Origin of the sequence: Sorangium sp. So ce295, assembly GCF_051527405.1 — a bacterium.
Lineage (GTDB): Bacteria > Myxococcota_A > Polyangia > Polyangiales > Polyangiaceae > Sorangium > Sorangium cellulosum_B.
The window spans coordinates 596,613-615,026 of sequence record NZ_CP150324.1 but is presented as its reverse complement, the minus strand read 5'-3'; the positions used below and the strand labels follow the sequence as shown (position 1 = coordinate 615,026).

General features: G+C 71.0%; 13 protein-coding genes and 4 tRNA genes. 9 read left to right on the top strand and 8 right to left on the bottom strand.

Features of this window, described 5'->3' with window-relative positions:
• The 5 genes from tuf to WMF11_RS02285 all read right to left on the bottom strand — a co-directional run bounded on the left by tuf (window position 1) and on the right by WMF11_RS02285 (window position 1,718).
• Window positions 1-1,191, bottom strand: a complete 1,191-nt coding sequence (gene tuf, locus WMF11_RS02305; RefSeq protein WP_012233037.1) for an elongation factor Tu — start codon at window positions 1,189-1,191, stop codon at window positions 1-3.
• A gap of 52 nt (window positions 1,192-1,243) precedes the next feature.
• Window positions 1,244-1,319 (bottom strand) — tRNA-Thr (locus tag WMF11_RS02300).
• 16 nt (window positions 1,320-1,335) lie between these two features.
• A tRNA-Gly gene (locus tag WMF11_RS02295) sits at window positions 1,336-1,408 on the bottom strand.
• A 74-nt stretch (window positions 1,409-1,482) separates the two neighbouring features.
• Window positions 1,483-1,564 (bottom strand) — tRNA-Tyr (locus WMF11_RS02290).
• 81 nt (window positions 1,565-1,645) lie between these two features.
• Window positions 1,646-1,718: transfer RNA gene (locus tag WMF11_RS02285), tRNA-Thr, on the bottom strand.
• A gap of 770 nt (window positions 1,719-2,488) precedes the next feature.
• On the opposite strand from WMF11_RS02285, the gene WMF11_RS02280 reads away from it, so the two are divergent.
• On the top strand, window positions 2,489-4,291 hold the full coding sequence (locus tag WMF11_RS02280; RefSeq protein WP_437549099.1) for a serine/threonine-protein kinase: 1,803 nt from the start codon (window positions 2,489-2,491) through the stop codon (window positions 4,289-4,291).
• A gap of 662 nt (window positions 4,292-4,953) precedes the next feature.
• Here the strand turns inward: WMF11_RS02280 and WMF11_RS02275 are convergent.
• Window positions 4,954-6,444 (bottom strand): MXAN_5187 C-terminal domain-containing protein, encoded by a 1,491-nt coding sequence (locus tag WMF11_RS02275; RefSeq protein ID WP_437976273.1) that lies wholly within the window; start codon window positions 6,442-6,444, stop codon window positions 4,954-4,956.
• A gap of 5 nt (window positions 6,445-6,449) precedes the next feature.
• A complete protein-coding gene (locus WMF11_RS02270) occupies window positions 6,450-7,202 on the bottom strand; it encodes a hypothetical protein (protein WP_437976272.1) in 753 nt (250 codons plus the stop codon).
• A 215-nt stretch (window positions 7,203-7,417) separates the two neighbouring features.
• Here WMF11_RS02270 and WMF11_RS02265 point away from each other — a divergent pair, with 215 nt between their 5' ends.
• The 8 genes from WMF11_RS02265 to WMF11_RS02230 all read left to right on the top strand — a co-directional run bounded on the left by WMF11_RS02265 (window position 7,418) and on the right by WMF11_RS02230 (window position 16,419).
• Window positions 7,418-8,884, top strand: a complete 1,467-nt coding sequence (locus WMF11_RS02265; protein ID WP_437976271.1) for a prolipoprotein diacylglyceryl transferase — start codon at window positions 7,418-7,420, stop codon at window positions 8,882-8,884.
• A 3-nt stretch (window positions 8,885-8,887) separates the two neighbouring features.
• A complete protein-coding gene (gene hisIE / locus WMF11_RS02260) occupies window positions 8,888-9,577 on the top strand; it encodes a bifunctional phosphoribosyl-AMP cyclohydrolase/phosphoribosyl-ATP diphosphatase HisIE (protein ID WP_437976270.1) in 690 nt (229 codons plus the stop codon).
• Window positions 9,578-9,833: 256 nt separating this feature from the next.
• Window positions 9,834-10,736 carry a hypothetical protein gene (locus tag WMF11_RS02255; protein WP_437976269.1) on the top strand — a complete coding sequence of 301 codons (903 nt, stop codon included), beginning with the start codon at window positions 9,834-9,836 and terminating at the stop codon, window positions 10,734-10,736.
• 189 nt (window positions 10,737-10,925) lie between these two features.
• Window positions 10,926-12,401 (top strand): BamA/TamA family outer membrane protein, encoded by a 1,476-nt coding sequence (locus tag WMF11_RS02250; RefSeq protein WP_437976268.1) that lies wholly within the window; start codon window positions 10,926-10,928, stop codon window positions 12,399-12,401.
• Window positions 12,402-12,532: 131 nt separating this feature from the next.
• A complete protein-coding gene (locus tag WMF11_RS02245) occupies window positions 12,533-13,294 on the top strand; it encodes a hypothetical protein (protein WP_437976267.1) in 762 nt (253 codons plus the stop codon).
• 94 nt (window positions 13,295-13,388) lie between these two features.
• Window positions 13,389-13,997, top strand: a complete 609-nt coding sequence (locus WMF11_RS02240; RefSeq protein ID WP_437976266.1) for a precorrin-2 dehydrogenase/sirohydrochlorin ferrochelatase family protein — start codon at window positions 13,389-13,391, stop codon at window positions 13,995-13,997.
• Window positions 13,998-14,171: 174 nt separating this feature from the next.
• A complete protein-coding gene (locus WMF11_RS02235; protein ID WP_437906789.1) occupies window positions 14,172-15,458 on the top strand; it encodes a PEGA domain-containing protein in 1,287 nt (428 codons plus the stop codon).
• 10 nt (window positions 15,459-15,468) lie between these two features.
• A complete protein-coding gene (locus WMF11_RS02230; RefSeq protein ID WP_437976265.1) occupies window positions 15,469-16,419 on the top strand; it encodes a hypothetical protein in 951 nt (316 codons plus the stop codon).
• Between the two features lie 45 nt (window positions 16,420-16,464).
• Here the strand turns inward: WMF11_RS02230 and hflX are convergent, their stop codons facing one another.
• Window positions 16,465-18,333, bottom strand: coding sequence for a GTPase HflX (hflX, locus tag WMF11_RS02225; RefSeq protein ID WP_437976264.1), 1,869 nt, complete (start codon window positions 18,331-18,333; stop codon window positions 16,465-16,467).
• Window positions 18,334-18,414: the final 81 nt, after the last annotated feature.

Sequence of the window (18,414 nt, the reverse complement as noted above, 5' to 3'; positions counted from 1 at the left end):
CTACGCGAGGATCTTGGTGACGACGCCGGCGCCCACCGTCTTGCCGCCCTCGCGGATGGCGAAGCGCATCTGCTCCTCCAGCGCGACCGGGGCGATGAGCTCGATCGTCATCGTGATGTTGTCGCCCGGCATCACCATCTTCACCCCCTCGGGGAGGTTCACCGTGCCGGTCACGTCCGTCGTCCGGATGTAGAACTGCGGCCGGTAGTTGGTGAAGAACGGCGTGTGGCGCCCGCCCTCTTCCTTCTTGAGGACGTACACCTCACCGGTGAACTTCGTGTGCGGCGTGATCGACCCGGGCTTCGCAAGCACCTGGCCGCGCTCGATCTCTTCCTTCTCCACGCCGCGGAGCAGACACCCGACGTTGTCGCCCGCCTGCCCCTGATCGAGCAGCTTGCGGAACATCTCGACGCCGGTCACGACCGACTTCTTCGTGTCCTTGAAGCCGATGATCTGCACCTCGTCGCCGACCTTGATCACGCCGCGCTCGATGCGGCCCGTGGCCACCGTGCCGCGACCCTTGATCGAGAACACGTCCTCGATCGCCATCAGGAACGGCTTGTCGATGTCGCGCACCGGCTCGGGGATGTAGCTGTCGAGCGCGCTGAGGAGCTGCTGGATCGTCTCCTCCCACTTCGGGTCGCCCTGAAGCGCGGGCAGCGACGCGCCGCGGACCACCGGCGCGTTGTCCCCGTCGAACTTGTACTTCGACAGGAGCTCGCGGACCTCCATCTCGACAAGGTCGAGCATCTCCGGGTCGTCCACCGCGTCGCACTTGTTGAGGAACACGACGATGTGGTTCAGGCCGACCTGCCGGGCGAGCAGCACGTGCTCGCGCGTCTGCGGCATCACGCTGTCGAGCGACGACACGACGAGGATCGCCCCGTCCATCTGCGCCGCGCCGGTGATCATGTTCTTGATGTAGTCGGCGTGCCCGGGGCAGTCGACGTGCGCGTAGTGGCGGTTCGCCGACTCGTACTCGACGTGCGCCGCCGCGATGGTCACCGTCTTGGTCTCGTCACGGACCGTCCCGCCCTTCGCGATGTCGGCGTACGAGATCGCCTTCGCCAGGTTGCGCTTCGACTGCACCTTGACGAGCGCCGCCGTGAGCGTGGTCTTGCCGTGGTCGATGTGGCCGATGGTGCCCACGTTCACGTGCGGCTTCGTACGAGTGAATTTCTCCTTGGCCATCGAGATGTCTCCTGCCGAAATGAAGTTCGCGGCTGCGTTTCGCTGTCCTGGCTGGAGCCCACCATCGGGATTGAACCGACGACCTCGTCCTTACCAAGGACGTGCTCTGCCAACTGAGCTAGGTGGGCAAACGACCGACCACGGAGCGGGCGACCGGGTTCGAACCGGCGACGTTCAGCTTGGAAGGCTGACGCTCTACCAACTGAGCTACGCCCGCGGGCTTCCGTCGAGAGTGATCCCGGCGGATCTATATCCTGGTCGAACCGCTTTCGGAGCGAAAGGACGCTCCGGTGGAGGGTGATGGATTCGAACCATCGTAGGCATTGCCGGCAGATTTACAGTCTGCTCCCTTTGGCCGCTCGGGCAACCCTCCAGATTTTCTCTATTTATCGGATCTTGCCGATTTTGTCTCTGCCCTGACCTCCCGAACCGCCAATCTGTTGCCTTGCATCGGAGCTGACGAGGGGACTTGAACCCCTAACCCCCTGCTTACAAGGCAGGTGCTCTACCGATTGAGCTACGCCAGCGGCATCCACCCGCTGCTCGTCCCCGGGCTCCGGGAAACGTGCGTGCTGACCTAGCGAAATGTCCCAAGACCGATCACTTCTGTGCGAGCAATCAACTCCCGGCCCTGCTGGACCGCCTGCCTGCGCGGTTCGGAGTGTGCCGACCGGGCTGGACCGCAGCGAGGTGAAGCTGTTGGTGCCGCTCACGTCGCTCCGAAGGTAGACGAGTCCCGCGAAGGGAGGAGGCTCTTAGCCCCCTGCAAGAGACGTGTCAAGCGGTGTGCATCGTTTTCGTCCGTTTCGCTGGAATCGGCTGCGAGAGCGCGGTCTGGCCGCGTGGTCGAGCTGGGCGGTCCAGAGCACCGGCGTCCTCCGACGGCGCCGATCTCGCTCGAGCGCTCCCGGTTTTCAAGTGCGGACGTCGGCGGGCGTCGAATAGAACGATCCCGCAGCGCGCGGAGCGCCGCGGCGAGGCGCGCGCGGGGGTCGCCTGGGCCACGTGCCCCGCGCCGAACGCCGCGCGCAGCGACGACGCGGCTCGGGCGAGCAGCTGCGTGAGCGCGAACGCAAGCGAACGTGGAGCGAGAACGAGGGGGCGAAGACGGGGACGACGGGGACGACGAGGGCGACGAGGGCGCGCGTCGGCGGCGCCTCGTGCGAGCGAGAGGTCCCTTGCGCTCCGCTCGCGGCTGCTGCGATCCTGCCCGGCGCACGCTCGCCCGGGCGCGCCGCGGAGCGGCCCGAGGCGACGATCGCGTTCCGTCATGCTTCGGGGGTAGAGGTTCGATCGCATGGAATGTCCCGCTTGCCATCAGCCAAACATCGATGGGGCGCGCTTCTGCGCCACGTGCGGCGCGCTCCTCCCTGTCGCGCCGGTGGAAGCAGACCCGCTCATCGGCGCCATCGTCGGCGGCCGGTTCCGCATCATGGGCGTGCTCGGCGAGGGCGGGATGGGCCGCGTCTACAACGGCGAGCAGCCGATGGGGACGTCGGTGCGGAAGGTCGCCATCAAGACGCTCCTCTCGCAGCACGCGAAGGATCCGCAGGTGGTCGCGCGCTTCATGCGGGAGTGCGGCACGGTCAGCGAGCTCGAGCACCCGAACACCATCAAGGTCTACGACTTCGGGCAGACGAACACCGGGGAGCTCTACATCGCGATGGAGCTCCTCAACGGGCAGTCGCTGGAGACGGCGCTCGAGCGGGGCGGCGCGCTCTCTCCCGAGCGCGTCGATCGCATCATCGCGCAGACGTGCGGGTCGCTCCAGGAGGCCCATGAGAAGGGGATCGTCCATCGCGACCTGAAGCCCGCCAACATCTTCCTGACCAAGCGCGCCGGCGAGGAGGACTACGTCAAGGTCCTCGACTTCGGCATCGCGAAGCGCGACGAGCGCAGCGCCAAGGCCGAGCAGAAGCTGACCCAGCAGGGGACGGTGCTCGGCACCCCGCCGTACATGAGCCCCGAGCAGTTCACGGGGACCGAGCTCGACGCGCGGAGCGACATCTACTCGCTCGGCGTGCTGACCTACGAGATGCTCACCGGGCGCCTGCCGTTCGACGCCGACACGCCGTGGGCATGGGCGACTCAGCACATGACGGCCCAGCCATTCCCGTTCGAGGCGGTGCCGATGGGCGCCGCGGCCCCGCCGAAGATGAAGGCGGCCGTCATGAGGGCCCTCAGCAAGAGGCGCGAGGACCGGCAGCAGTCGGCGCGGGAGTTCTACGAGGATCTCACGATCGGCGCGGGCGCTCGCCTCTCGGTGCTCGCGGCGGCGCCGCGCACCCTCGTCGGGAGCGACGCGCCGACCAGCGGGACGGCGCTGATGCCGTCGCGCTCGGGTCAGACGCAGCTCGGGGAGCCGCTGTTCGTCGCGGGGCCGCCCACGGGATCGGGACCGGTGAGGACCGTCGTCAACCATCAGGCCCATCAGGCCCCGACGGTCATGGATCAGGCTGTCGTTCCGGCGCACCCGGCCGTGCCCACGGGCAGCGGCCAGGTGTTCCCCGCGCCGCCGCCGGCGCCGCAGAAGAGCAAGGCAGCTCCGATCCTCGCCGCGGTCGCGGCCGTCGCGGTGCTCGGCGTCGTGGGCATCGTCATGATGACGAAGGGGAGCGGCGGGAGCACGACGGAGGAGAGCACGTCGACCGCGATCCCGCTGCCCACGGGCGCGCCGTCGGTCACCGTGGCGTCGGATCCCGTGGGCACGCCCACGAGCACGCCCACCGCCACCCCGGAGCCTCCCCCGCCCGAGCCCACCGGCCCGGACAAGACGGCTCCGGACACCCCGAAGAACACGACGACCCCGACGACCCCGACCGCGACCACCGGGCCCAAGGCCCCGCCGCCTGGCAACGAGAAGGCGGAGCAGGAGTGCAGGGCCGCGATCAACCTGGCGAACGGCGGCAACACGGATCTCGCAGTGAAGCGCTTCGCGTCGTGCGATGGCCCCAAGAAGGCCGAGGCGAGGGCGGCCATCAGCGCGAGCGCCAAGCGGGCGGTCGCGTCCAAGGGGTGCGCGGCGAAGTCCCACGCCTTGGCCGCCGCGCGGATCGGGGCGGGCGAGGCGATGTCCCAGCTGCCAGCGCAATGTCGATGAAGGAGGCGGGCCGGATCGGGCACAACACTCAGCGGGTCCGGGCTGTTCCAGGCTTGCCTTGACGCCCGATTTTGACCGGTGCTAGATCCTGCCCCGACAGTTCTGAAAGTTCAGTGCACGCCGCGCCCTGGCTTTGTTTGGTCGGCGCTTGACTTTGGAACACGGGGGAGAAGGTCGCTCACGGGAAATGGGCAGTAAGATTCGTTTGGTCGCGCCTCGAATGAGCTGGCGCGACATATGTCGATCTAAAGAGTTCGCTGGGCGATGGATCGCCCTTGACAATGTCAAATACGTTCAAGGCTGTTCCCAGCCGGCCGAAGCCGACGTTGTGGACGCCGACGATGACCTCGCCGACTTATGCGCGAGGATGCGCGAGGCCGACCGCACGGCGTGTGCGATCCTCTTCGTCGAGGACGACGCCGGAGTACCTCCGCGGGTCCAGCGACTGCCGCAGCTTTGGCGCCGCGTCGCGCACCACTGATCCGCCGGAACATCCTCACCCGCCCAGCCCGACCGTATGACGAGGCGAGCGCCCTCGGGAGCGTCTCGACGAACCGAGCGTAGCTCGGAGCGCTCATGCTCCTCACGTTCGCCGAGCGTCGGTCCCGCGTCGATCCCTGCCTTGGGACGTCCCGTCCGCCCTGCCGCCAGCCGATCTTCGGCTACTTGAGGATCGGCTTCAGCAGGGTCTTGCCGTCCTTGACGACGACATCGTAGTCGACGGACTTGGCCGGGTTCGTCGCACGCAGCTTCGCGGCCTGCGCGCGGAGGCTCTCGGCCAGGCGCTCGTAGGTGACGCCGGCCGTCGACTCACGCGCGGCGCGCTTCGTCTCGACGTACTTCGCGTAGATCTGACGCAGCCGCTGCTCCGGGAGCTCGTCGTCGCGCGCAGCAGATCGCTGCGGGGGCGCGGGTCGCGCGCGCACCGCGGCGTCGACGCCGGCGCGCGCGGCCTCCGGGGGGCGCGACGGCGTCCGCGGCGCCGTATGCCGAGCGCCGCTGGCCGCGCCGGTCTCCGCGGCAGGCGGCGCGGTGGAGCGACGGCGCCGGGCCGACGGCGGGCGCTCCGAGTGGACGCGCTCCTGCCGCCTTGCTCCGGTGCCCTTCGCTTCGCCCGCCGCGGCGGCGGCAGCGACCGCTGGGGCTTCGGCCGGAGCGCCAGGAGAAGGCTTGACGGGGCTCGGTGGCGGCGGTCGCTTCGGAGCAGGCGGAGGCTCGGACGCGACGTCGGTCAACACGTCTGGAGGCCCAGCCGCGGCCTTCGACGCGTCGCCGGTCTTGGTGCGCTGAGCGCGCATCTCCGCCGCGAGCTCGGCGAGCCGCTGACGGCTGTTCGCGCCCGCCGCAGGCTGAGCCTTGTCGACGGCAGGGCGCGCCGGCGACTTCGCGCCCGCTGGGGCGGCCTCGGCCGGCTTCGCCTCTGCCGGCTTGCTCTCCGCCGGCTTCTGCTGGGGCCTGGTCAGGCCGAGCCCCCGGGGCAGCCCTCCGAGCGGCGCGGGCTTCACGACCGCGGCGGCCTGCGGCATGGCAGGCGGCGCGAGCGCGGGGCGCACCGGCGAGATCGCGGGCGCCGCGCTCGACGCCTCCAGTGCGGTCAGCGGCGCGGCCGCGGCGCGAGGCGCGGCCTCCTCGGCGGCCAGCGCGGCCAGCGATCGCTTTCCCAAAAGCGACGCGGCGGGCAGAGGCGGGGGCGCCAGCGTGACCGCCTCGTCGTCGACGTCGATCTCCTCGTGATCGCCGCTGTCATCGGCGCGGTGGACCGGCTCGCGCGCTGCCTCCTGCTGCTCGGCGAGCTCCCCGTAGCGCTCTGCCCGCTTGCGGCCGACGATCGTGAGCGCTTCCTTCGCTCCGACCCGCTTCGCTGCGCGGATGACGTCGCGACGGTACGTGCCGTTCTCGATCTCGCGCGAGATGCGGCCCCAGTACTGCTGGAACGTGTTGTAGCGCTGGATCAGCATCTGGAACTTGAACCGGAGCCCGGTGTTCCTGATCTGCTCCCGCCGCATCACCCAGATGCGACGCTCGACGTCCTTGCGCGGGATGAGCGGCTCCAGCCGTTCGATCCCCATGAAATACTGCTCGTAGAGCGCGCGCAGCCGCTCGATGCGCGTCTCCAGCTCCTCGAGCTCCCGCTCGACCTCACCCGATTCCATCGCGGCTAGAGGGGCGTGATGCGCAGGTTGTCGAAGCAGACCGGCGCATCCCATGCGTTGAAGCCCATGTGCTCGTGCCCTGGACCGGAGAGCGGAGCAGGGTCGCTGAGCTCCAGATACTCGACGTCGTTCACCGACCAGGAGAGGGTCCTGCCGTCACGGCGCTCTATCCGGAAGCGATACGGTTGCCCCGGCGCAACCGGCCGCGCGCGGTCGTCGTCGCTGTCCGGATCCACGTCGATCTCCAGCCGTTCGGCGCTGTGCTCGTCGAGGCGCGCGAGCACGTGCTTCGTGTTCTTCCATCCTCCGAGGATCACGAGGTAGCTCGTCGCGTTCGTGTAGCTCGCCGCCGTCGCCCCGCTCCGGCCGTCACCCCAGAGCTCGGCCTTGATATCGCCGTCTGGGGCCTCGGCGATGGCGTCGAACTCGATCCGGGCGTTCTCCGGCAGCGGCCGCTTCAACCACACGCCGCGGTTCCTCGCGGCGCGCACGCAGAGCTGCCCCTCGTCGATGGCCCACTTGGAGCTCAAGGCGTTCCAGTCGGGGCCGAGCGCCGGCCGGTTGAAGTCGTCCTCGAACACGCCCGTCCCCTGCGCTCCCGGAGCGGCGCCCGCGGTCGGCAAGGAGACCGACGGCGCGACCGTCCCGGCTGGCCGCGCCCTCACATCCCCGGTGGCCGGCCCTTCGGGAACACACGCCGCGCTCACGAGCAGTCCAGGCACTGCGAAGACCCCGACGGTGGCACGGCCAGAGAGCACGGAATCGATGCTAGCAGCGGCGCGCGCGGACTTCGAGAGCCGCTTCGCGGGCGCCGACGACAGGGTGGGGAGAACATCACGCTGCGCTGACGGCCCGGGCACATCGAGATCGCCCGGCGCGGTTGGACCAGCGTCAGCGAACGCTTTGGCTCGCTGCGTCATGCGCGAGAGACGATGCTTGATGGTCCCCAAGCCCAGGCGTAAGGAGAGGCGCCATGCATCCCATCCTGTTCCGCGTCCCGCTGCCCGCCTGGACCGTGCCCCTGCTCTGGGTCTTCCTGATCGCTGCGGGCGTCGCTTTCGCGGGCGCGATCGGGCTGCTCATCGCGAAGAACAAGCCGGGCGCGACGGCCGCGGGCATCGCAGGCGTCGCGCTCGCCGCGATCGCCTCTCAGGTCAAGGAGCAGACCTACACCCTGGGTCCGCTGCCCATCTACAGCTACGGTGTCATGCTCGGGCTCTCGCTCGTCGTCGGCTGGTACCTGACGCTCGGGCTCGCGGAGCGCGACGGCCTGCCGAAGGAGACGATGGCCAACTGCTACGTCGTCACCGCTCTCGCCGCGGTCGTCGGGTCGCGCGTGCTCTACATCCTCACGAACCTCGACGAGTTCGACTCGTTCGGCGCGATGTTCGACATCCGCCGCGGCGGACTGGTGGCGTACGGCGGCTTCCTGGGCGGCTTCCTGGGCTCGTACCTGTTCCTGCGCTCCCATCGCATCCCGCTGCTCCCCTGGGCCGACGTCGCCGTCCCGAGCCTCGCCTCGGGCCTGATGATCACGCGCATCGGGTGTTACCTCTTCGGCTGCGACTTCGGCCGGCCGCTCGGCGAGACGGCGCCCGCCTGGCTGAAGAAGCTCGGCACGTTCCCGCGCTGGGCCGAGGGCACGCTGGACCACGGCAGCGGGTCCCCGGCGTGGGTGCAGCACGTCAAGGAGCGCGGGCTGGATCCGAGCTCCGAGGCGTCGCTCGCCGTGCACCCGACGCAGATCTACGAGGCGCTCGTCGGCGCAGGGCTGCTCACGCTCCTCCTCCTCGCGCGCCGCCGGCAGAAGTTCCGTGGCGAGATCTTCCTCATCTTCACGTTCTCCTACGGCGTCTGCCGCTACCTGCTCGAGCTCCTCCGCGACGACGCCGAGCGGGGCTCGATCCCGCCGTCGCTCCCGGAGCACGTGTTGCTCCCGGCCGGCCTCGTGATCTTCGCCGTGGGGTACACGATCGGGTTCTCCCACCTCCTCCGCGACAACGTGGTGCGCAAGGTGACGCAGGTGCTCTCCTTCGTCCCCGCGGTCGCCCTGTACCTGGCCCTCAGGCCCGAGACGTTCGCCGCCTCCGCGACCCTCCAGTACTCGACCTCCCAGGCCGTCGCGCTGGCGACCGGGCTCGCCGCGTCGATCGCGTTCGCGGTCTATCACAAGGCCGCCCTGGACCACCCGGAGCAGGCGATGGCGCTCAGCCTCCCGGAGAGCCCCGCCGCGGCCGCCGACAAGCAAGCAGATGGCGACGACGACGAGGACCAGGACGACGAGGACGAGGGCGACACGCCGAGAAAGAAGCGGAGCGCGCCGGCGAAGGCCGGCGACGCGCCGTCGCGGGCCAGGCGCGGCAGCGCAAAGGACGAAGGCCGGGCGACGGCCCGCGAAACCGGCGCTGCCGAGGCGCCCGACACCACCGGAGAGGCATAGAACGTGAAGATCGCATTCGGAGAGGGCAAGCTCGTACCGGCCGTCGTGCAGGATCGGCTGACCGGGCAGGTCCGGATGCTCGCGTACATGACGCGGGAGTCGCTCGCCAGGACGCTCGAGACGGGGCGCGCCACCTTCTTCAGCCGCTCGCGCGGCGAGCTCTGGGAAAAGGGGGCGACGAGCGGCAACACGCTGGCGGTGACGAGCATCCACGCCGACTGCGACGGGGACGCGCTCCTGATCCTCGCGGAGCCCCGCGGCCCGACGTGCCACACGGGGAGCGCGAGCTGCTTCTTCCGGCAGGTCGATGCCCGCGGCGACGAGGAGCCCGAGGCCGCCGATGAGGGGCAGGACGCGTCCGCGCTGCTCGAGTCCCTCGAGCGCGAGATCGAGGCGCGCAAGGCGTCGTCGGCGACGAAGAGCTACACCCGGAAGCTGCTCGACGGAGGCGCGCCGCTCATCGGGGCGAAGCTCCGCGAGGAGGCCGGCGAGCTGGCCCAGGCGATCGCCGGGGAGAGCGACGAGCGCGTCGCGTCCGAGGCGGCGGACGTCATCTACCACCTGCTGGTCGGCGTCGCGTCGCGCGGCGTCCCGCTGCGCGCGGTGCTCTCGGCGCTCGCGTCACGCATGGGCACGAGCGGCCTCGTCGAGAAGGCATCGCGGGCACAGAAGGACAGCCCGGGCAAGCCGTGATGCGCCGGGCGCCGCTGCCTCGATGTGGCGGCGGCTCGCTCTTCGTGATCCGCCGCGCGGCGCTGCGCTGTCAGCAACCACAGAGCCCGTTGTAGACGGACGAAGCCCTGTCACCGCGACCGGGGCTGCCGATCGGGATCACCCCGATGGCGGCGGCGCCCGCGAGAGCGAGGCTGCAGACGGCGAGGCTTCGCCGCCGCAGCTGCGCGCCGGCCCCCACCCTCCGTGAGGGCGGCGGATGGGCTATTCTGGATGGGTGAGCCCCTTCCGTGAGCCGCCCGGCATCGAGCTCGGCCCGCTGGAGGTCGGCCTCGGGCGCGCGGCGCGGCGAGCCATGGTGGGCCTCATCCCGAGCGGGGGACGGCTCATCGCGCCGGACGGCTACGCGCGGACCCTCCACGGGGAAGGCGGCTCCTGGCGCGGCCGCTCGCACACCGCAGGCGCGCTGGGCTCCCTGGGGCTCTTGCTCGCGTCGGCCTGCGCCTTCGTCGCGGCGACCGGCGGCTTTCAGCTGCACGGCCTCGAGGCCACGGCGGTGACGGTCGCGCTCGTGATCGCGGGCGGGGTCTCGCTGGCCGCGGTGCTGCGCGCCATCGATGCGCCGCGCGAACGGCTCACCGTGCACGGGGCAGTGGTCGGCAGGGCGGCGAGGCGCGCGCTCCGCAGGGCAGGGCGCCTCGCGCGCCACGCGGAGCGCGCGCCGGATAGGTTCGGCCCTCGCCGCGTCACCGCGCTGCGCAAGACGTTATCCATGCTCGCGGATCCGCTCATCGCGGACTGGATCCCCGCGGACGTGCGCGGCCGCGCGGAGCTCCTCCTCGCCCGCGCCATCGCCGCGAGCGTCGGCGCGCGCTGGGCGCGCGAGGCCAGCGTCCGGACCGAGGTCCGGGCGCTGCTGCTCGCCGCGGCCGATCACCTGATCGAGCCGACGCCGGCCCGGCTGGACCTTCTCGTGCTGGCAGAGCACACCGAGCCCGCCCCGACGCCGCGGGATGCACGCTGGCCACAGCGCGTGACCGCTGCGGCGCAGATCCGCTGCAGGGCGCCGTCGCCCCCTGTCCCCTCCGACGCCGTCGCCGAGGACACCGCGGCGGGGGTCGATCTCGACGCGACCGATTCCTCCGGCGAGGCGATCGATCGTGCTAGGGTGCGCTGCTGAAGGGCGCGCCGCCGACGCCTCGGGAGGCCTCGGCGGCGTTGCAGGAATCCCGTGAATCCACCTCGATTCCGGAGCTCTTCACGCTCCCGGGCCATCCCCCTGCCCCCTGCGCTCGGCCGCGCCCACCTCGCGATCGGATGCGCGTTGCTCCTGGGGACGTGCCCGAGGCGTGCGCTCGGACAAAGCGCGGTGGCCGCCGGCGCAGAGGCCACGGCGCAGGAGCGAGCGCCGCACGCTTCCGCGCCCCCCCACGCGGCGGCGCTGTCGCCCGGCGCGGCGCAGGAGAGGCATCGCGTCCGGTACACCCTCGACGGCATCGAGATCCGCGGCAACGTGCGGACCGCCGCGCGCGTGATCCTCCGCTACGTCAGGTTCCGCGCGGGGGACCTGCTCGACGTCGAGGATCCGGAGATCGAGCTCACGCGCTACCGCCTCCTCGGGACCGGGTTCTTCGCCTCGGTCGGGTTCTCTCTCCGCAAGGGGGTCGAGCGCGGGAGCGCGACGCTCGTGATCGACGTCGTCGAGCGCAACACGTTCGTCGTGCAGGACCTCTGGCTCGGCATCGCGGCCGACGAGGACACCGCGGGCAACGCGAAGCCGCTCTCCGCGTTCACCGGCGTGCAGGTCGCCGAGACCAACCTCGCCGGGACAGGGATCACGCTCGGCGCCGGCGTCGGGCTCGCGGCCGACCAGCTCGCGCTGAGGACCCGCTTCGTCGACCCCGCGTTCGTGGGGACCCGCTGGTCGGCCACGGTGACGGTGCTCTACAACGACGCCCGTGACTTCTTCGGCAACCGGGACGTCGTCTTCGAGTCCCCGTTGCTCGAGCAGCGCGAGGTCACGGGCTACGCCGTCGTCGCCTACAAGCGGTTCGGCGCGACGCTCGGCACAGGTCACGACGTCTCCTCCTCCTCGCGGCTGTCGCTCGACTACCACCTGGAGCAGATCGACGCGACCGTGCCCACGGTCGCCTCGCACATGCGCGGCAACAGCCGCGAGCCCATCGAATTCGACATCCTGGGCGGCAAGACGGTGCTCTCGTCGCTGCACGCCGCGATCGATCACGACACGCGCGACGCGCCCTTCCTTGCGACGCAGGGCACGCTCGCGTCGGTCTCGGTCACGGTGGGCGTACCGCCGTTCGGCAGCGACTACGGCTACCAGAAGTTCGAGTTCGGCGCGCAGCGCTGGTTCCGCCTGCCGCTGCGGCACGTGCTCCGCGTCGAGGCGTTCGCCGGCGCGATAGCCGGGGACGCGCCTTTCTTCGAGAAATTCTACGTCGGCGATCTCACCGACCTCCTGCCGGATCGGCTGCTCGATCTCGCGCCCGATCGGAGGCAACCGCCGAACTTCCTCAGCACGGACATCATCGAGGTCCGGTACGGGGACTTCGCCGCGAAGCTGGAGGCGGAGTACCGGATCCCGGTCTACGCCGGCCGCGGATCCATCTACGGCGTCGATCTCTTCGGCGCCGCGGGCCTGTACGGCCTCGCGACGCGCCGCGAGTTCACCGATGCGCCGACCGGATACGAGGGCTTCGCCCGCGTGCCCGTGGACCTCACCTACAACCTCGGTCTGCGGGTCGACACCGCGGTCGGCGGGGTGACGCTCGCGTTCTCGAACCTCCTGGGGCTGATCCCGGCGCGACGCGGTGAGCGGAAATGAGCTGCTCGATCTGCTCGCTCTGCTCATTCTGCTCCAATGCACATCGCGGACCGAAGCGCGCGGTGCGCGGTGCGCGGCGCGCGGGCGGTGGCCGCCGCGCCTGGCACCTCCGAGAGGCGCGGCGAGCGCTCGTGGCGCTCGGCCGCGGAGCGGCGCGCTGGCTCGGGATCGCGCTGCTCGCGACGCTCGCCCTCCGAGCGAGCTGGTCGATGGCCCAGGAGGGGCCGGGGCCTAAGGAGATCGCTGACGCGGACGCGCAACAGGCGCTCGGCGCGCCTGCCGCGCTGCCCACCCGGGTGGCGAGCTTGACGCTCGACAAGACGATCGTGCAGCTGACCGTGGGCTTCCGCGACGTCGTCGACGGCGAGATCTCGAAGAAGCTGCTCAGCGGGCTCCCCACCGTCATCACGATGCGCGGCTACCTCTTCCACGAGAGCGGAGGCAACCCTGTCGCGCTCGCCGCGAAGAGCTGCCGGATCGTCTACGACCTCTGGGATGAGGTGTTCCGGATCCAGCTGATCCAGGCCGGAGGTCAGTCGAGCACGGTCGCGATCAACGTCGAGGGCGTGCTCCGCAACTGCGCCGAGGCCCGGCGGCTGCCGCTCGTGGAGCGATCGCTCGTCCGCGACGGCAGCCGCTATTTCGTCGCCGTGCTGGTCGAGGTGAACCCCATGAGCGCCGAGATGCTCGATCGCATCAAGCGGTGGGTGACCCGACCGCCCGGCTCGACGGCGATCGGGCCGGGCGACTCGCTGTTCGGCTCCTTCGTCGGCCTGTTCGTGACGCGCATCGGCAACGCCGACCGGATGCTCGCCTTCCGCACGCAGTCCTTTTTACCGCCGGTGCCACCGCCCAGCCCGCCTCCTCCTCCCCAGAGGTCTCCCGGCCGCTGAGCGGCGGCCTCGCTCGACGTCACGCCCCTCGCCCGCCGGGCGACGCGTCGGTCTACACTCGTCGCGCGGACGCTCTGTTGTCGGATCCACCCCCATGCGCCTCTTTCCCATCGCGCTCGATCTCAACGGCCAGCGGGCGCTCGTCATCGGCGCGGATGGCGACGCCCCGTACACCGTGGAGCGCCTCCTCTCGGCGGGCGCTCGCGTCTCCGTCGTCGCTCCAGGGCAGGTCGACGGGGCCATCGAGCAAGCCAGCCGGGAGGGGCGGCTCGATCTGCACCGGCGAGCATTCGTGGAGGGCGACCTCGCCGGGGCGGCGATCGTGTTCCTCGTGCCGGGCGACGAGGCGCTCTCGCGGCGCCTCCACCGAGAGCTCGCGGGCGCCGGGCGCCTCGTCTGCACGCTGGATCGCCCGGAGGTGTCGAACTTCGTCAATCCTTCGGTGGTCTCTGCCTCCGGACTGACGATGAGCTTCAGCAGCCATGGCGTCAGCCCTGGAACCATACGGCGCATCCGGGAGGACCTCGGCGCCCTCTTCTCGGATCCTCGGTTCGCCCGCTACATCGACGCGCTGCGCAGGCTCCGCGAGAGCCTCCCTCGGGGCCCCGAGCGGGCCGCGCGCATGCGCCGGGCGACCCTGGGCTTCGGGCTGGAGGCGAGGCTTCGGTTCCCTGCATGGCTGGAGCGAGGCGACGAGCCTTGATGTCCGAAGAGGCCGCGCCGGAGCGGCGGGGGCGCCGCGGGGGCGCGGGCCTCGGCGCGGATCTCGGCCAAGGCGCGCGCGCCCCCGGATGAACGCGAAACCCCTTGTGTAGAGCGGCCTTCAAGGCTTAAGTGGGCGCCCACGCGACACTATCCGCGGAGGAGGGCTTACGGTATGCGTTCACGATCGGGCCGGCTGACGATGTTGACCTCGGCGGCGATGGTCTCTGGGCTCCTGACGCTGACGAACGTCAGTCCGGCATCCGCGCAGACGGATGCCAAGCCGGCAGCGCCCCCGGCAGCTAAGCCGGCCGCCCCGGCCGCCCCCGCGGCGGCTCCTGCGAAGCCAGCCACATCCGCGGCGCAGGCGCCCACCCCCGCTGCGACGCCGCCCGCGGCCGGCGCGACACCGCCCGCGGCCGGGACGCCCGCCGCGGCTCCCGCGAAGGCGGGTACGCCCGCGACGGCGGCTCCCGCGAAGGCCGGTGAGCCCGCGACGAAGGTCACCACCACCAAGCCAAAGAAGGCGCTGACCGAGAAGCAGAAGAAGGACGAGGCGAAGAAGCTCTACAAGGAGGCCGAGGCCAGGTTCGACAAGGGCGAGTACACCGTCGCGGCCGACCTGTACCGCCAGGCGGACGAGTACGTGCCCGGCGCCGCGCCGAAGTACAAGCTCGCCCTCTCGCTCGACAAGCAGGGCCTCGTCACCGAGGCCGTCGCGGCCTGGCAGGCGTTCCTCGATTCGAAGCCGGACGCCGAGAAGTTCAAGGAGAAGATCGCCGAGGGGCAGACGCGCGTCGAGGCCCTGAAGAAGACGCCGGCGAAGGTGAAGGTCGCGACCGTCCCGGAGGCGCCGCCTGGCCTCAAGGTCGCGGTCGACGGCGTGGCCCAGACCGGCAAGGAGCTCTCGGTCCCCCCCGGCAAGCACACCCTCACCGTCTCCGCCGAGGGGTTCGCCGACGCGAGCCAGGAGCTCGAGGTCACCTTCGCCGAGGCGCGCGAGGTCAACGTCACGCTGACGCCGCAGGCGCCGGCGCCTGTCGCTGCGACGCCGGCCCAGCCCCCCACCCCGCCGCCGCCCGCCGACGTGCCGCCCGCGCAGCCGCCGCCGCCGGCAGCGCCGATCGAGCCGCGCTCTCCGGTGCCGGCCTACGTCACCCTCGGGCTCGCCGGCGCCGGTGTGGTGGTCGGGACGATCTTCGGCATCCAGGCGCTCGGCGCGAAGAGCGACTTCGATGACGCCCCGACGACCAAGACCGCGGACAAGGTCGATCGCTTCGCGCTCATCGCGGACATGTCCTTCGCGGTGGCGCTCACGTTCGGCGTCACCGGCGCGGTCCTGCTCCTCAGCGACGACCCGGCCCAGGCGAAGGCCGCAGCGTCGAGCGCGACGAAGAAGGCGTTCGTCACTCCGTTCGTCAGCCCGACAGGCGGCGGCGCCGCCGCGCGGTTTACCTTCTAAGGGGACTACTATGTGGAAGAAACAGCATCTTCTCGCGATGGCGCTCTGCGCTGGCGCGCTCTCGACTCTCGGGATGGGCTGCGAGCTCATCGCCTCGGTCGATCGCTCGCGCATCCCGGGGGACGAGGACGTCCTCGACGACGGATGTTCTGACGGCACGAAGAACAACGAAGAGACCGACGTCGACTGCGGCGGTTCCATCTGTCCGAAGTGCGACGCCGCCAAGGCGTGCACCGCAGCCACCGACTGCACGAGCGGCTTCTGCGCCGACGACGTCTGCTGCGACAAGGCCTGCGACGCGGAGTGCGACTCCTGCACGGCCGCGCTCAAGGCGTCGGGCGACGACGGCGAGTGCGGCCCCTCGAAGGCCGAGACCGAGTGCGGCGAGGCGACGTGCTCCGAGGGCGTCGAGACGAGCCGCGGCACCTGCGACGGGGAGAACGAGGAGTGCGGGCCCGGCGAGGAGAAAGAGTGCGAGGAGTTCGCCTGCAATGAGGCGGCCAACGCCTGCTTCACCGAGTGCATGGAGGACGCGCATTGCGCGAAGTGCCACGAGTGCGCGGACGGCGCCTGCGTGCTGGCCGCGGCCGGCGCGGAGGGCCTGGGCTGCGACGAGGGCCAGGCGTGCGACGCCGCCGGCGAGTGCAAGCCCGCGAACGGCGTGGAGTGCACGGAAGCGAGCGCGTGCGCCACTGGGCTCTGCGTCGACGGCGTCTGCTGCGACACCGCCTGCGACACGGCGTGCATGGCCTGCAATGTGAAGGATCTGGAAGGCACGTGCTCGAACATCCCGCTCGGCACCGAGGACGAGGCGGACTGCAGCGGCATCAACACCTGCGATGGCAAGGGCGCTTGCAAGCTGGTGGGTGGCGAGGAGTGCACCACCAACGAGCAGTGCGCGAGCGGCAAGTGCCTCCCCAGCCCCCTCTTCAGGTGTGACGAGATCCCGGAGACGCCCTGAGCTCTCTCCGGCTCCCGCCGGGCTCCCCAGGGAGCCCGGCGGAGCTCACGCCTCGAACGTCCCTCTCACACGCGAGCTGAGCTCTCCCGCCCCGGAGCTCGAAGGCGGGCCCAGCACCGTCATCGACTCGGCTTCTCCCTCGAACAGCCCGCCGTCCCCGAGCTCGTCCTCCGCGGCTTCCGCCTCGTAGGCAGGCACCATCGCGGCCTCCTCCCAGCGGCTCTTGAGCCGCTCCGCGAGCTTCGCGAGCAGCTCCCGCGTCGTCTCCCGGTCCGTGGCGGACAGGACCACCGCATCCGGGTGCCCGAGGAGCAGCCGCCGCCCCTCCGCCGGGGCGATCAGGTCCGCCTTGTTGAACACCACGATGCGGGGGATGCCGATGAGATCGAGCTCGGTCAGCAGCGCCTCGGTCGTCTCGATGTGCTGGTCGCGCGCGGGATCGCTCGCGTCCACGACGTGGAGCAGGAGGTCGGCGTCGGCGGCCTCCTCGAACGTCGCCCGGAAGGCGGCGAACAGGTCCTTCGGCAGCTCCCGGATGAAGCCGACGGTGTCGGTGATCACCACCTCGCGCTCCTCGGGGAAGCGCAGCCGCCTCGAGCGGGTGTCGAGGGTCGCGAACAGCTTGTTCTCGGCGAGCACGTCGGCGCCGGTCAGCGTGTTCAGCAGCGTGCTCTTGCCGGCGTTCGTGTAGCCGACGATTGAGACCACCGGCACGCCGAGCCGGGCGCGGCGGCGGCGGCGCTGCTCGCGCTGGCGGGAGAGCCGCTTCAGCTGCGCCTCCAGGAAGCTGACGCGCTCCTTCGCGCGGCGGCGCCCGATCTCGAGCTTCGTCTCGCCCGGACCGCGCCCGCCGATGCCGCCCGTCAGGCGAGACAGGGAGTCGTCCTTCTGCCCGAGGCGAGGGAGCGTGTACTTCAGCTGGGCCAGCTCGACCTGGAGCTTGCCGTCCGACGACTCGGCCCGCTGGGCGAAGATGTCGAGGATGAGCTGCGTCCGGTCGAGCACCTTGAGATCCGTGTGCTTCGCGATCGCCGAGGCCTGGGAGGGGGTCAGATCCCGGTCGAAGACCAGCGTCTCCGCGTCGAGCTCCGAGGCGCGCAGCACGACCTCGTCCAGCTTGCCCTTGCCGAGCACGAGCCGCGGGTCGAGCCGATCGCGCAGCTGGAGGACCGTGTCCGCGACGTCGACGCCCGCGGTGCCGGCGAGCTCGGTCAGCTCGCGCAGGCTCTCCTCGGCCCGGGCGAGCGCGCCCACCTTGGATTTCTCGGCGACGTGGACGAGGATCGCGCGGCCGTCCTTCGCCGCGACCGACCGCGTGCGCGACCGCTTCGTGAACTCGTCCTCGAGCGCCTGGATGAGCGCGCCGAAATCGACGTCGGCGCGGCCGATCGCGACGGGGCCCACGGTTCGATACGGCAGCGCCGCCGCCCCGCGGCCGTCGCCGCGCCCCTCGGCCTCGTCCACGGTCACCGTGACCGCTTCCTTCCCGTGGACCGGGACGTTGTACGCGTACTGGAGGGTCCGCGGCTCGCCCTGCGGGGTGAGCTGCACGGCCGCGACAAGGTCGAGCCGGAGACGGACGAGATCCACGAGATCGTCCCGGGTGAGCGGCTCGTTGAAGAGGTGCGTGTGGACGAGCCGGAGCGCCCTGAAGCGGCCCTGCGCGGCGCGGAGGCGCCCGATGTCCGGCAGCATCAGCCGGGTCGCGTCGCCGACGATGACGTAGTCGATCTCGCCCGAGCGGTGGACCAGCGCGCCGACCTGGCGCCCGGTCTCATGCGACGCCTCGGCGAGCGCCTTGATGAGCTCGGGCGTGGCGATGCTGGCGAGCGGGACCTTGCGGCGGTAGATGCGCTCGAGGGTCTTGGTGGCCTGGGGGCTGAGTCCGGTGGTGTTTCCGTAGAGGGTGGGCATTCGATAATCGAAGGGGGATGTCGATCCCGCTCACTCGATTTCATAACGCACGCGGGGCCGGTCCGCGACCGGGGGCACCGC